Below are 14,062 nucleotides of genomic sequence, written 5' to 3' on the forward strand. Positions count from 1 at the left end.
CCTGTATCATGCCGTAGGGTTTACGGCTGCCCCAGTCGCCGGCGTGCTATCGGCGATAAAACCGCCGCTTTCAATAGCGTGAGGTTGCCAAAAGTCGGTAGCGTTGTCCAAGCGATTGCAGCCACTGATCAGCGCCTTGATGGATGCGGTGACGATGTTGCCGTCCATGCCGACACCATAGGCGGTTGGGCCGTTCGCAGCCGTTAGTTCGACAAAGGCGCAGGCCTGGGCATCGCCGCCGCTGCCGGTCGAGCGTTCCTCGTAACTGCATACCGACACTGCGCCGCCGAGTGAGCCTAAAGCCTGGACGGCCGCGGCTATAGGCCCGTTACCCATGCCCATCAAGGAGCGCGGTTCGCCGTCGCATTCGATTTGCAGCTGTATGCCTTGTCCTTGCGCATGCTCGTACAATTGATGGCCCTGGTAACGCAACGGCTTTGCCGCATCGAGATACGTCTGTGCGAACAATTGCCACAACTGTACCGCGCCGATTTCGCCGCCTTGGCGGTCGGCATGGCCTTGCACTACTTGCGAAAATTCCACCTGCAGGCGGCGCGGCAGTACGATGCCATAATGGCTTTCCAGCAAATGGGCGATGCCGCCCTTGCCGGACTGGCTGTTGATGCGGATCACCGCGTCGTAACCGCGGCCGACATCGGCCGGATCGAACGGCAGATAGGGCACATTCCAGACAGTATCAGGCTGCCGCGCGGCAAGGCCTTTCTTGATCGCGTCCTGGTGCGAGCCGGAAAACGCGGTGAACACCAACTCGCCGGCATAGGGTTGGCGCGGCGGCACGCTCAGGCCGGTGCAAGCCTCGAAATCACGCACCACCGCATTGATGTCCGAAAAATCCAAGCCCGGCGCCACGCCCTGGGTATATAGATTCAACGCCAGCGTCACCAAATCCACGTTGCCGGTACGTTCGCCGTTGCCGAACAAGCAACCCTCGACTCGCTCGGCGCCGGCCATCAATGCCAGTTCGGCGGCGGCTACCGCGGTGCCGCGGTCGTTGTGCGGATGCACACTGAGGATGACGCTGTCGCGGCGGGCGATATGGCGGTGCATCCATTCGATCTGGTCGGCGTAGACGTTCGGCGTCGCCGTTTCCACCGACGACGGCAAATTCAAGATGATCTTGTTGTCCGGTGTTGCGCCCCAGGCGGCGCTGACCGCATCGCACACCTCGACGGCGAAATCCGGCTCGGTGGCGGTGAAGGTTTCCAGGCTGTATTGCAAGCGCCATTGCGTTTGCGCTTGTTCGGCGGTCAATTGTTTGACCAGCTGCACCGCATCGACGGCCATCGCCAATACCTCGGCACGGCTCATGCCCAACACCAGTTCGCGAAACGGTTGGGAGGTCGCGTTGACGATATGCACGATGGCCGAACGTGCGCCGTGCAAGGCTTCGACCGTTCGGCGCAACAACGGCTCACGGGCATGGCTGAGCACTTCGATGGTCACGTCGTCGGGTATCAACGCGCCGTCTATCAAGCAGCGCACGAAATCGAAATCGGTTTGCGAGGCCGACGGAAACGCCACTTCGATTTCCTTAAAACCGATTGCGCATAAGCTGCGGAACAGGCGCAGTTTGCGTTCGGCGTTCATCGGTTCGAACAAGGCCTGGTTGCCGTCGCGCAAATCGGTGCTCATCCAGATCGGCGCTTGTGCAATCGTGCGGTTTGGCCATTGCCGGTCGGCAAGCGCCACCGGCGGGAATGGGCGGTATTTGCGGGAAGGATCGGTCAACATGGCTGCTTACTCTCGGTCAATAGGATGCCGATAAGATAAGCCAAACCGTCCGCTAGGCGATTGCGTTTATGCCATCTAAAATACCTATCGTTGATAGAATATTGCCAATGTTTAAAGAAATGCGCTGGTAAATTGTTTTACGATGACAAGAGAGGATATTTTATGGAACTGGATCGCTACGACATGCAAATCTTGAACATCCTGCAAGCCGACGGCCGTATCAGCAACCAGGAACTGGCGGACCGCATCGGCCTGTCGCCGTCGCCTTGCTTGCGGCGGGTGAGGGCGTTGGAGGAGGGCGGCCTGATCGTTGGCTATCGGGCGCAGATGGATGCCAAAGCCTTGGGATTGACGCTAATGGCCTTGATCCACATTTCGATGGACCAACACACGCCGGAACGTTTCAGCGCCTTCGAAGCGGCGATTGCCGGGATTCCGGAAGTGATGGAATGCCTGCTGATCACCGGCCAGACTGCCGATTATCAGCTCAAGGTTATGGTCAAGGACTTGGACGCCTATCAGGAATTGCTGCTGAAACGTATCACCGGGATTGCGGGGGTCAGCGGGGTACATACCAGCTTTGTGTTACGGCGGGTGGTGGATAAGACCGCGTTTCCGGTCGGGGTAGGGGCATGATCGTTCCGAACCGATTACTGGCCGAGTTTGCTAACATGCCAACACACTGATTCAGCCCGTTACCCAGAAATGAACGCCGAAATCATCATTCAACGCGCAACTAACTACGATGTCAGAGTCTGCCTTCGCGTAGGCTCAAGGCCGCACTGTTAAAACGTTTGACTACAGTTGGTTCGCCTAATACCATCCACGTTCCAAAATCAGCGATGGTAAAAGCCTCGAAGCACCAAACACACGGATTGTAATCTTGCTGGCCGACAACTCGATGATCACCCTTTCAAGGATCAGATGAAAACCTATTTGACTTTTTTAAGCGCGATATTGCTTTTGCTCAGCGGTTGCGCTGGTTCGCCGCCGCTAAAACCGGATGCAGCGCAACGCGGCGATTACAGTTACCTCAAGGCTAATTTGACCTGGTTGATTGAACAGGAAATGTCCGAACAGGACGTTGAAGGCTTGAGTATCGCCGTGGTCGACGATCAGCAGATCGTCTGGTCGCAAGGCTTTGGTTATGCCGATCAAGCCAAGCAGATTGCCGCGACACCGGAAACGGTTTATCGAGTCGGCTCCATTTCCAAGCTATTCACCGATACGCTGGTCATGCAACTGGCTGAGCAAGGCAAACTGGATATTGATCGGCCTTTGCAAAGCTATCTGCCGAATTTCGCCATCAAAAGCCGCTTCCCGGAGGCCGGGCCGATAACGGCGCGTAATATCATGACCCATCATTCCGGCTTGCCGGGCGATAGGGGGAATGGCATGTGGACTAAGAATCCAGCGCCGTTCAGTCATCTGGTTGACCCGCTGAAAGACGAATATGTCGCCTATCCGCCTAATCGCATCTGGGCCTATTCGAATCTGGGCATCACCTTATTAGGGACGATGTTGGAACAGCTTACCGGTCAGGATTTCAGCAGTTATGCCGACCGGCAGCTGTTAAAACCGCTCGGTATGACGAATGCGGCATTTTCGCTCGGCATCGAGGGAAAACTGGCCTCGAAAGCCTATAAGAATGATCAGGAAAAGACCGAAGTGGCCCTGCGCGATATGCCGGCCGGCGGATTGAACGCGAATGTATTGGATCTGAGCCGATTTGTCGCCATGGTATTGGCTGACGGCAAAGCCAATGGCCAACCAATATTAAAACCGGAAACCCTGCATGAAATGCTGCGCCAGCAAAACAAGGAAGTGGCGCTGGATGTGGGTACCAAAACCGGTTTGGGTTGGTTCTTGACCAGCAAGCCCGGTATCGGCGACGTGGCCGCACACGGCGGAGCCACACTTTTTCATCGTAGCCTGCTGACGGTGGCGCCGGAACACAAGTTGGGCGTGGTCGTGTTGGCAAATTCCCCGCCCACCGGCGACCTGATCGACAAAGTCACCGATAAGGCTCTAAAACTGGCGGTTGCGATCAAGACCGGTAAGCCTCTGCCGGATGACGTCGAAAACCCCGTGATCGAAACCCGCGGCTTAACCCCGCAACAACAGCAATTGGCAGCCGGGCAATATGCAACCGCGTTCGGCTACATCAAGTTAACCGCTGATGGCGATACCCTGTCCACCGAGCTGAACGGTAAAAGCATGGATTTGGTCGGCAGGGACGACGGCAAATTCGGCATTCGCTACAAGCTGCTGGGTTTGATACCGCTACAACCCAAGCAACTAGCCGAAGTGGGCGTGTCTGTGCGCCAGGTCGACGGCCATGATCTGGCGCTGGCCCATTGGCAAGGCCAAATCTTTGTGTTGGGCGAGAAAATCCAACCCGTACCGATTCCCGCCTCCCTGCGTAGCCGTCTGGGCGAATACGAGATTGTGAATCTTGCCGAAGGCGAGGCGATGGTTCCTGAAAACTGCGCGCTACGCGAGCGGGACGGTTTTTTGATGCTGGAATATTCCATCCCTGCTTTCGATATGAATAATCTGACTTTCCCCATTGCACCGGTATCGGAAAACGCCGCCGTTATCCTGGGGCTTGGACGCGGCATGCAGGAAACCGTTAGGCTGGAGACGATCGATGGTCAAGATTTTGTGGCCTACTCCGGGTATTTATTGCGGAAGAAATGAGCTTAACCTTATATTGGTTCGGCATCCTTAAATACTTTCACGCGCTTGGACGTTTTATCAGTGCAAAAGCTTTGCGACTACCGACGGCCGCCAGTCAAAACCGGTTTTATGAGTGGCCACAATCTTGCAACCATCCATCAAGAGGTCTTCCGATGAGCGAATTTATCGCCTATCTGCCGGAAGTGTTCGAACTGTTCGGCTCCATTCAGGTCCGCAAGATGTTCGGGGGCTATGGCGTCTACCACGATGGCTTGATGTTTGCCCTGGTGGCCGACGAGACCCTTTATCTCAAGGCGGATGCTGAAAATGCAAAGTTTTTCGAGGAACAGGGGCTTGCGCAATTCGCCTATCAGCGGGAAGGCAAGATGGCGAAAATGTCGTATTACAAGGCACCTGCTGAGTTTATGGAAGAGCGCGAGCAGGCCGCTATCTGGGCGCGCCGCTCGTACGATGCGGCATTACGGGCTCAGCGTAAAAAACGCAAAAGCAAAACGGACACGACAGTGATACGTCATTTAGACTGATTCAGAACACCTAATATAGAATAATGTTGAAACCCTCTTCCTGCTGAGGGGCTACGAAGTAATTCGTGATTAGGTCAAATTCGGTATCAGCCACTACAAAAGCGTGAGTGCCAGACGTGTTTCTCGCACGTAAACGTGTCAAGCATTTGTCATCCGACACATCAAGAAAATGCAGTACATGCTCCGATTCGACTCTGTCGATAAGAGATCTCATCCATTTTCGGTTTGCGACGGTGTTGGCTGGAAAATCCAATACCACGGACACACCTATACGAAGTAAATCGGTCACGTGTGGCCCGATCGCGCCACGCAAATTCGAAGCACACCGAACATAGTCCGCCACCGTCTTGATGTCGTCTGGATATAGATGTGCAAGCCAAGTGTCCTCGCTGAGGATCACCGTGTCCGGAGTCTTGGCCAGTTCCTTTGCCAATGTCGATTTGCCAGAGGCGATTTTTCCGCAGAGCAGATGAAGTGTTGGCAGTAGTTTTGACATTTTACATGGCTCCCAGTAAGTCAGTGCCATACGAATTATCAATAACACAAAGCCACTTACCGGCAGGGTCCTCCGGGAATACATAGGTGGCGCGTCGTGAGATGCAACTCGTCACACCGGTGTTATCGGTCGTTTCCAGAACGGTTTCCATGATTACTAGAGCAGTATTCCCGCTCCGAATGACATGCATCGCGCCTTGCTTGACCACAAGACTATGGTTGAAATATTCGGCAATTGCGAGGAACGCCTTATGGATTTGTTCCTTGCCTGTTGCAATCAAGCCTGGCTTGATGACAAGCGTTGCATCGTCTGCGTAGAAAGCCATCAATGAATCGAAGTCCTCTTCAGTGATTGCTTTGTCAGCAGCTTCGATAACTTGTTTAAGTGGATGGTATGCCATATCGATCTCCTTGGTAGGATAAGTCACCAAGAGACAGGCAATAAAAAACCCGCCTCAGGGCGGGTTGCAGTAGAAAGTAAACGTGCTAACCCACCATTGGTGAAATGGTGATAATAATAGCCAGCAGGGTTGGGAACACGTTAATCATGATGGGATGTTAACAGAGGTCATAGTGCCGATCAAAGGATAAACTAGCAGTGCTCGATTTTTTAGAAATACAACACCGGCTCCCTAAAGCTGCCGATCAATAAAATCCGCGCGAGTAAGATTCGCTGCGGAGAATCCCGCCTTTTGCATGCCAGCTTGGTTCGGCTGTTGATAGCGGCGTTTCAATTTCTCGCCAAATGCATCTTCCATGCCGCCCGCGCTATCAGCACAATAGCCCCAAGAAAACCGATCGTGGCCAACGAAAAACTCAGCGCCGCCTGGAGCGGAAAGTGCGGTTCGACCGGGATTGTCGCAACGGCCTTGGGCGTCAGGCCTCTTAGCAAAAACGCCAGCGGATTGAAAAATGCGCCAAAGCAACAGGCCGCGATCAACCAATACGGCGGGTCGATGGCATATTGGCGGAAACCCAGGAAAAAGATCAACAGAAACTGTGCCATCATCAGGTAATCGACATGGGCGCGGATGATGTCGTCGCGTTCCGCCAGGCGGGCGGCGAACGCACCGTCCGGGAAAAACAGGGTGACGCCCAGCACCCAGGCGATGGCCAATGCTGTAAGCAGACATAGTCCGCCAAAGCTTAGCAAAATCAGATTGGCGGTGGAGACAGGGTTTTGTGCAGTCATGGTTTTCCTCGTCGAGTGGTTAAGGGATAAGCGCTGGCGGAACGCAGATTGTCCGCGCTACCGGCTTTGGGCTAGACTGCGCCTAAAAACGGTGACTGACAGCGACCAGGAGTGTAAACAATGAAGGAAACACCGCGCTTGTACAAACGTGCTGCGCTCAGCGATAACCCGTTCGACGCACTATGGGATATTCGAGACGGCCGTACGTATTTCACCGGTCCTTTGTACTACAACGCCAGCCACCAGCACGGCGCGCCGGTATTTCTGGCTAGCCTCTACGGCAAGTTTCGCTTGCGTCTCCACGGCGGCGATTGGCTGTGGTGCCGCACTGCGGTTATTCCGGCCGGAGTGTTGCATGAACTGGATGTCGGCGGCGAGCCGATTACCGTACTGTATATCGAGCCTACCGTCGCCGGCGCCGATGCCTTCAAGCCGCTGATCAACAATAGCCGGGCGCTCGACGGCGCCTTGGTCGGCAACGGCGGCGAAATTCGTTTAATGCGCGACTTGTACGAAGACCGCTACAAGCCGGACTGGACGACGGAACCGCTGCTGGATTTATTGGGATACGCCAAGCGGCGCGCCCACTCCGCCGTCATCGATCCGCGCCTGACGCGCGTCGTCGAGTATCTGTCCGAACACGCCGACGACCTGACGCCGGTGGTGACCTGGGCCATGCAAGCCGGTTTGTCGCCGTCGCGTTTTCAGCACTTGTTTACCGAACAAATCGGCGTGCCGTTCCGGCGTTATCGCGCCTGGACCGGATGCGTCAGGCGATTCGTAAAATCATACGCGGCCAAAACTTTACCACGGCGGCACACGCCAGCGGCTTTTGCGATTCCGCCCACTTCAGCCACGAATTCCGCAAAACCTTCGGCGCGCCGGCTACCATAGGCCTGCACCGATTGGCGAGGTTGCAGCTTTAAGTCTTGCAAAGCCTGTTGCGACAAAGAGAAGTAGCCCATAAGCAGAAACGAGTATTGCGTACAGGGACGCGGGAACGTTCGAAATACGTGGCGGGTTACAAACCTTCGTTCCGGTTAGCAAGTCAATCCGTCAATGGCAATTTAACTTGACGTTCAAACCTGTTTTTCATTAAATGACCGCGCTTGTACTCAGGGCGGGGCGGAATTCCCCACCGGCGGTATCTCGGGTTTGACTCGAGGAGCCCGCGAGCGCCGCAATCGCAGTTGTTGAGAATGCGGGTCAGCAGATCTGGTGAAACGCCAGAGCCGACGGTCATAGTCCGGATGAAAGAGAACAGCGCCAAGTATTCCACACGTTTTGTCGTGTCCGGAAGGCTTGTTTCTGCTCGTAAATATTATCTTTCAGCCCTGATTCTGGTGCTTCCATAACTTATTAGGAGTTTTACCATGAATCAGACTTTATTGACTCCGTTCGGCGATGCGAACGAACGCGTGGAATACGCGTTAGCCGCTTTGCGTCGAGGGCAGGGAGTGTTAGTCACCGATGACGAGGCGCGCGAGAACGAGGGCGACCTCATATTTGCCGCCGAAACCCTCAGTGTGCCGCAAATGGCTATGCTGATCCGACATTGCAGCGGCATCGTTTGCCTTTGCTTGCCGGAAGAAAAAACCCAATCTTTAGGGTTACCGATGATGGCGGAGCATAATTCCAGCCGCTACAGTACGGCTTTTACCGTCTCAATCGAAGCGGCACATGGTGTTACCACCGGCGTCTCGGCGGCCGACCGGGTACGGACTGTGCAAGCAGCGATTGCGGACGATGCCAAAGCGGAAGATTTACGCCGACCCGGCCATGTATTTCCGTTAAAGGCTCGTCCGGGCGGCGTATTGGAGCGCGCCGGTCATACCGAAGTGACGGTGGATTTAATGCGGTTGGCTGGGCTTAAGCCGTACGGCGTGTTGTGCGAACTGACTAACCCCGACGGCTCGATGGCGCGCCTGGCGGAAATCGTCGAGTTTGGCCGTTGCCATCAGATGCCGGTATTGACCGTCGCTGATGTGATTGCCTACCGTTTGACACGCGAATCGCCGGCGTTATCTTTGGTATCGGAACGTTTGACAGCTATCGCTTGACGCTAATCAGCAACTCCAGCCGTCGCGCTGGGGTTGCTGTTTTTAATCGGATAGTCGTGGTTATCTAATTTAACCGCAAGAATCTGAGATTTGAGTATCCAAATTAAGCGCCTATTGTTTGCCGATTTGATCTGGTGAACGCGCGACGTCATTGCGGCCTTACGCTTGGTTTCGCTGAAAAGTGCGGTGGTCCGCAACCCATTTTGTAGCAAAGCTTCGATAACTTTTAACCAATTTTCCACCTATTAGGATGTCACTTGGCGCTAACCTTAATCATCGGCAACAAAAATTATTCGCTCTGGCCCTTACGCCCTTGGCTGGCAGAGGCGCAAGTAGAAACTGAAATTAGTCAGGCGTTCGAAGAATGAATGCGAAGATTTGGGCGGCGTTGTTGGCCGTTTATCTGGTGTGGGGATCGACTTATTTGATGATCCGCTTTGTGGTCGAGACGCTGCCGCCATTTTTCTCGGCCGGATTGCGTTTTGTCGTGTCCGGCGTCATTTTGCTGGCTTGGCGGCGTCTGTCCGGCGATGCCGTGCCGACCTTGCGGCAGTGGCGTTCAGCCGCCATTGTCGGCACTTTGTTATTGCTCGGCGGCAACGGTTTGGTCTGTTGGGCCGAACAAACCGTCCCGTCCGGCGTCGCCGCGCTGATCATCGGTGCCGTGCCTATGTTTCTGGTGATTGCCGACGCACTCAGACCTAACGGCGCTAGGCCGACGCTACGCGTATTGATCGGCCTGGTCACTGGTTTCATGGGGATTTACCTGCTGGTCGGTCCATCGACGTTTTCGGACGGTATGCCGTTAAATATGCCCGGTGTGGCGGCGCTATTGCTCGCCAGTTTGCTTTGGGCCGTTGGTTCTATCTATAGCAAGACCGCGGATTTGCCGAAAACGGCGTTGATGACGACGGGCGCGGAAATGCTGGCCGGGGGATTTGCGTTGTTGGTTGTCAGTGTTCTAAGCGAACAATGGAGCATCTTCAGTCTTACCCAGGTATCGGCCGACTCATGGCTGGCCTTGGTGTATCTGATAGTGTTTGGCTCGATGATCGGTTTCGCATCTTATGCTTGGTTGCTGCAGAATGCGCCGATTTCGCTGGTTGCGACCTATGCCTATGTTAATCCGCTGGTGGCGGTGTTTTTAGGCAACTGGTTTGCGCAAGAACCGCTGACGCCGCGCATTCTGAGTGCATCGACTGTCATCATCGGCTCGATCATATTCATGAACAGCTCTCAAGCTTCCAGGGCCAAGCTGGTAGCGGAGCGTGGCGCGAGCAAATGATGCACCTCGACACAAGTGAACCCACTTGAGTCTCGGCGCTGAATGCAAAAGACGAAATACCCTGAGGTTGTGTGCCCATAATCGAACGGTCGATGTGTGTGTGGCAGGTTTTAGCGGCACGACGAGTCGAATTGACCTGCTGTTCCGGCTGTTGCCGGTCTTGTTGATGACTGGTATCTGCGATCAGTCCAAAATTTCCGGGGGATGGGCGTTGTAAAAATGCCTTACAAAATTTTGACCTGGCAAAAGGAGTAGAAAGCCACATCCAAATTTTCGTTTTTGTTGCAAACACGATCAGGTTTGCCGGACCCGTGCCGTTTCCTGCAAATCTGCTATTAGCTGCTGCGGCTCTTCTTGATAGCGGCGCATGAGTTCCGGTGGGGCTGCCGTATGTTTGTCGTAAATCACGCTCCAGCGGCTAATTTCGAGTAGCACAGGGACCAGATCAAGTGCTTTGTCCGTTAGCTCATAAAACACTTGGCGTTTGTCTTCGGGCTTATGTTTGCGGATAACGAGTCCGTCCGCTTCCATTTTCTTCAATCGCGAAGCCAGAATGTTAGTTGCGATGCCTTCTTTCGACGTCATCAGCTCTCGGTAGTGCCGTTTGCCACTTAGCATCAGATCGCGGAGTACGATCAGAGTCCATCGGTCTCCGAACACTTCGAGGGCATAATCAATTGGGCATCTATTTTCGAGCTTCAGGTCGGACATCTGGCTTATTTACTTGCGTTTTGCAATTGAAATGGGATAATTAGTTGCATATTGCAAGTATATCAACCGGGGCTTATTCCGCAAACCACGTTCATAAGGAAATCGTATATGTCGCCAATAAATTCTACTGCCACCAATATCTCGTTGCTGCGGATTTACACAGCTCCTTGCATCATTGTCGGCTCGGTCGTAGCTTGGTTATTCTGGCTATTAGCCGGTGAACATCACTCTGTGCGACCGGAGTTGCTTGTTTCTCCCATGGCTGCGCTCTTTACGCTGACGGCTTTGGTATGGCTGATTATGGTCGTCGCACGCAATGTTGCCGTTATTCGAGGACATGCATCGATCGGGTATTTCGCGGATTACAAGTCGGATATCCCGGCTGATGATCGATTAGAGCGTCCGGCTCGAACTTTCAATAATCTGATGCAAGTACCACCGCTTTTTTATGTGATTTGTCTATTGATGTTGGTAGTGAAAGAAGCTGACAACGTTCAAATCGCTCTTGCGTGGGCTTTTGTTGTACTCAGGTATGCCCATGCATTTATTTATATGGCGGTAAACTGGGTGCCGTATCGCTTCGCGACTTGGGCGTCAAGCTGCATCATTCTAGGTACTCTTTGGTTTCGCTTTGTGACGGTGGTTGGATTTGGCTAAGCGTGTATGGAATCCGGGCGGATTGATGACCGTTAGAAATTAATCCAGTGCTCCTGTATTGCTTGCGAAAATCAGTGTCATTTTCCAGCTGGACCGCGCCTTCTATTAGATCAGGGGTTCCCGATCGCTGAAAGACGCTTTACAGGTCCGAAGTTCGTTTCCGCAATGATCACAAGGATTCGGTAATCAGATTCAACAGCGTGGTTTTTATAAAAAACCGAGCATCGCCGCTTTGACGGCTGCCGAGGTTTTGTTGGCCGCATTCAATTTCGTCGCGGCATTGCTGATATGAAAATTAACGGTCCGCTCGGTTATTTTCATGATGCTGGCTATTTCGCCAGAAGTCTTGCCATCGGCAGTCCAGCGTAATACCGCAATCTCGCGGTTCGATAATTTCGTATCCGCTTCCGGCAGCAATTTTGGCAACAAGCGGCGCGACAACACAATATGCGCATTTTGGGCCAACCAAGCCATTTTGAAAGCCTTGGCCGCAAGCTCGGTTTCGCTAAGCGGCTCATCGGATCGCGCTAACGTGAGCATGCCGGTTGCGCCATGGACATCCCGCATGGATTGCGCCCAACCATAACGCAAACCGAACGAACGTGCTTCCTCCCAAAACGCCGCCGTCGAAGTGAACAAACCGTCTGTCCACAGGATAGGCAGAGGCGAACGGAGGGCGTGTTTGACGGTAGGATCGACCGCACAATAGTTTTTAGCCTGATACTGCACTTGCCAAGCCGATGGATAATTACTCTTTTTCACGATCTTCGGATTGCTCAGCGGCAGCGCCAACCTGAGTCCGTAGGCACAGTAGTCAAAACCCAACTCCGCACCCAGCGAAACAATGGTTTGAAAAAGCTGATGCTCACTATCGCTAGTCTGCAGCGCTTGAAGTTGAATCTCTTGCCAAGCTTTCATGGGTTTACCGTCATTAGAACTGTTCGAAAGCTTATGATAAAGGGTGAGAATACCTAAACTCTATCTGTCTTGAAACTTTACCACCAATAAAAGCTGACAATATTGACAGTTGTTAGGCGATTGCAAATAGCGTCTAATCTAACAAAGTTGGTAGATGTTTCGGCTATACCCTGTATTTTGTCTTTAAGCCATTATCCTCTTTTTGACCGTTAAGCCACACCCGATGACTCTCGATATTTTCATTGCCGATACCGACGCCGACATTCAAGCCTGTTTTCCGGTGTTCAGCGAGTTGCGCCCGCATCTCGAGCAGGACAGGTTTCTGGCCCAGGTTCGCCGCCAGCAAGCGCAGTCCTACCAAATTCTGGCTGTTAGACAGCAAGGCGCCGTTAAAAGCGTGGCGGGGTTTCGTTTCGCCGAATTTTTGGCCTGGGGCAAAATACTGTATGTCGACGATTTGGCCACGCTAAGCGGCGAGACTTCACAAGGATTTGCCGGCGCCTTGCTCGATTGGCTGATCGAGCATGCGCAAGCGCACGGTTGCCGGGGCGTGCATTTGGATTCCGGCTATCATCGCCATCATGCTCATCGATTGTATCTTAACAAGGGCTTTCAACTCAGCAGCCATCACTTTTCCCTGACATTCAACGCCTAGCTTTGCAATGAAAATATTGGCTTTATCGGGCAGTTTGCGGGCGGCTTCCATCAATTCCGCCGTGCTGCGCGCCCTAAGAGTTCTGGCGCCGGCCTCGATCGAAGTTTATTTGTTTACCGGGCTTGGCGACTTGCCTTTATACAATCCGGATTTAGAGAGCTCGCCTCCGTCCGTCGCGGCGCAATTACGCCGCGAAGTGGCCTCGGCGGATGCCTTGCTGATTGCCAGCCCGGAATATGCCCACGGCGTCACCGGCACCATCAAAAACGCGCTAGATTGGTTGGTGGCATTCGAGGGCTTTGCTGATAAACCGGTAGCAGTATTGAACGCGACGCCGCGCGCCCACCACGCCGACGCCGCACTCCGGGAAACCTTGATCACCATGTCGGCCAAGCTGATCGAAGCGGCATCGATCACCTTGCCGTTGCCAAGCGCTAATATCGGCGACGCAGATCTGCTGGCTATGCCAGAAATAGTCTCTTTACTCACCGGCGTAATAGTGGAAATCGAACGCGCGGCGATGAAGCCATACCTGAACAGTAGCCTTTATATCGACAACCAACATCCCGCCGTCGTCGCGCAAGCCGCAAAATTGGCGGACGGCTGCGCCGACGAGGAAGAAATCGCCAAACGCTGTTTCGAATTCGTCCGCGACGAGATCAAGCATGGTTGGGACTACCGACTGAATCCCGTGACCTGTAAAGCCTCCGAGGTGTTAATCCATGGCAACGGATTCTGTTACGCTAAAAGCCATTTGCTGGCGGCGCTGTTGCGCGCCAATGGCATTCCGGCCGGGCTTTGTTACCAGCGGTTGACGATAGACGGTGACCAACCGCCTTATTGCCTGCACGGTTTGAACGCGGTTTACCTGCAACAATACGGCTGGTACCGGATCGATGCGCGCGGCAATAAACCTGGCGTGGCAGCGGACTTTTGCCCGCCGCTGGAGAAATTGGCGTTTCCGATCGTTAATCCTTTGGAACAAGATTTACCAGGCATCCGGGCTGAGCCCCCGCCGGCCGTCGTCAAAGTCCTAACCGAACACCAAACTATCGAGCAGGTTTATAACAACTTGCCGGACGTTGACCTTCAAAATCATACGGTCTAACAGAA

The 14,062-nt window shown here is 53.8% G+C and carries 15 protein-coding genes and 1 riboswitch; of the genes, 9 read left to right on the top strand and 6 right to left on the bottom strand.

Annotated features, from left to right (window positions below; translation table 11 throughout):
- Positions 1 to 6: 6 nt before the first annotated feature.
- Positions 7 to 1,752: a 2-isopropylmalate synthase gene (gene leuA / locus NM686_RS05885; protein WP_255186954.1), complete on the bottom strand. Its 1,746-nt coding sequence runs from the start codon at positions 1,750 to 1,752 to the stop codon at positions 7 to 9.
- A 162-nt stretch (positions 1,753 to 1,914) separates the two neighbouring features.
- Between leuA and NM686_RS05890 the strand changes: the two genes are divergently transcribed.
- The 3 genes from NM686_RS05890 to NM686_RS05900 all read left to right on the top strand — a co-directional run bounded on the left by NM686_RS05890 (position 1,915) and on the right by NM686_RS05900 (position 4,976).
- Positions 1,915 to 2,388 (top strand): Lrp/AsnC family transcriptional regulator, encoded by a 474-nt coding sequence (locus NM686_RS05890; RefSeq protein WP_255186955.1) that lies wholly within the window; start codon positions 1,915 to 1,917, stop codon positions 2,386 to 2,388.
- 288 nt (positions 2,389 to 2,676) lie between these two features.
- Positions 2,677 to 4,452, top strand: a complete 1,776-nt coding sequence (locus tag NM686_RS05895) for a serine hydrolase domain-containing protein (protein WP_255186956.1) — start codon at positions 2,677 to 2,679, stop codon at positions 4,450 to 4,452.
- A gap of 152 nt (positions 4,453 to 4,604) precedes the next feature.
- Positions 4,605 to 4,976: a TfoX/Sxy family protein gene (locus tag NM686_RS05900; RefSeq protein ID WP_255186957.1), complete on the top strand. Its 372-nt coding sequence runs from the start codon at positions 4,605 to 4,607 to the stop codon at positions 4,974 to 4,976.
- A 10-nt stretch (positions 4,977 to 4,986) separates the two neighbouring features.
- Here NM686_RS05900 and NM686_RS05905 read toward each other — a convergent pair whose 3' ends face one another.
- From NM686_RS05905 to NM686_RS05915, 3 genes are all read right to left on the bottom strand, one after another.
- On the bottom strand, positions 4,987 to 5,472 hold the full coding sequence (locus NM686_RS05905; RefSeq protein WP_255186958.1) for an AAA family ATPase: 486 nt from the start codon (positions 5,470 to 5,472) through the stop codon (positions 4,987 to 4,989).
- Between the two features lies 1 nt (position 5,473).
- The gene (locus NM686_RS05910) at positions 5,474 to 5,872 is read right to left on the bottom strand and encodes a YybH family protein (RefSeq protein WP_255186959.1); all 399 of its coding nucleotides are present in this window, start codon (positions 5,870 to 5,872) and stop codon (positions 5,474 to 5,476) included.
- A gap of 329 nt (positions 5,873 to 6,201) precedes the next feature.
- Positions 6,202 to 6,663, bottom strand: a complete 462-nt coding sequence (locus NM686_RS05915) for a hypothetical protein (protein WP_255186960.1) — start codon at positions 6,661 to 6,663, stop codon at positions 6,202 to 6,204.
- A gap of 120 nt (positions 6,664 to 6,783) precedes the next feature.
- Here NM686_RS05915 and NM686_RS05920 point away from each other — a divergent pair, with 120 nt between their 5' ends.
- From NM686_RS05920 to NM686_RS05930, 3 genes are all read left to right on the top strand, one after another.
- Entirely contained in the window at positions 6,784 to 7,557 is a 774-nt protein-coding gene (locus NM686_RS05920) for a helix-turn-helix domain-containing protein (protein ID WP_269022531.1), read from the top strand.
- A 213-nt stretch (positions 7,558 to 7,770) separates the two neighbouring features.
- A riboswitch (FMN riboswitch) is annotated at positions 7,771 to 7,929 on the top strand.
- Positions 7,930 to 8,036: 107 nt separating this feature from the next.
- On the top strand, positions 8,037 to 8,723 hold the full coding sequence (ribB, locus tag NM686_RS05925) for a 3,4-dihydroxy-2-butanone-4-phosphate synthase (protein ID WP_255186961.1): 687 nt from the start codon (positions 8,037 to 8,039) through the stop codon (positions 8,721 to 8,723).
- 364 nt (positions 8,724 to 9,087) lie between these two features.
- Positions 9,088 to 10,008: an EamA family transporter gene (locus NM686_RS05930; protein ID WP_255186963.1), complete on the top strand. Its 921-nt coding sequence runs from the start codon at positions 9,088 to 9,090 to the stop codon at positions 10,006 to 10,008.
- A 294-nt stretch (positions 10,009 to 10,302) separates the two neighbouring features.
- Here NM686_RS05930 and NM686_RS05935 read toward each other — a convergent pair whose 3' ends face one another.
- Positions 10,303 to 10,719, bottom strand: coding sequence for a winged helix-turn-helix transcriptional regulator (locus tag NM686_RS05935; protein ID WP_255186964.1), 417 nt, complete (start codon positions 10,717 to 10,719; stop codon positions 10,303 to 10,305).
- A 108-nt stretch (positions 10,720 to 10,827) separates the two neighbouring features.
- Between NM686_RS05935 and NM686_RS05940 the strand changes: the two genes are divergently transcribed.
- Positions 10,828 to 11,376 carry an MAPEG family protein gene (locus tag NM686_RS05940; RefSeq protein WP_255186965.1) on the top strand — a complete coding sequence of 183 codons (549 nt, stop codon included), beginning with the start codon at positions 10,828 to 10,830 and terminating at the stop codon, positions 11,374 to 11,376.
- Between the two features lie 207 nt (positions 11,377 to 11,583).
- Here NM686_RS05940 and NM686_RS05945 read toward each other — a convergent pair whose 3' ends face one another.
- A complete protein-coding gene (locus NM686_RS05945) occupies positions 11,584 to 12,294 on the bottom strand; it encodes an autoinducer binding domain-containing protein (RefSeq protein ID WP_255186966.1) in 711 nt (236 codons plus the stop codon).
- A 223-nt stretch (positions 12,295 to 12,517) separates the two neighbouring features.
- Here NM686_RS05945 and NM686_RS05950 point away from each other — a divergent pair, with 223 nt between their 5' ends.
- Positions 12,518 to 12,949: a GNAT family N-acetyltransferase gene (locus NM686_RS05950; protein WP_255186967.1), complete on the top strand. Its 432-nt coding sequence runs from the start codon at positions 12,518 to 12,520 to the stop codon at positions 12,947 to 12,949.
- Between the two features lie 7 nt (positions 12,950 to 12,956).
- Positions 12,957 to 14,057, top strand: a complete 1,101-nt coding sequence (locus NM686_RS05955; RefSeq protein WP_255186968.1) for an NAD(P)H-dependent oxidoreductase — start codon at positions 12,957 to 12,959, stop codon at positions 14,055 to 14,057.
- Positions 14,058 to 14,062: the final 5 nt, after the last annotated feature.

The sequence above is a fragment of the Methylomonas rapida genome (assembly GCF_024360925.2).
GTDB classification, from domain to species: Bacteria; Pseudomonadota; Gammaproteobacteria; order Methylococcales; family Methylomonadaceae; genus Methylomonas; species Methylomonas rapida.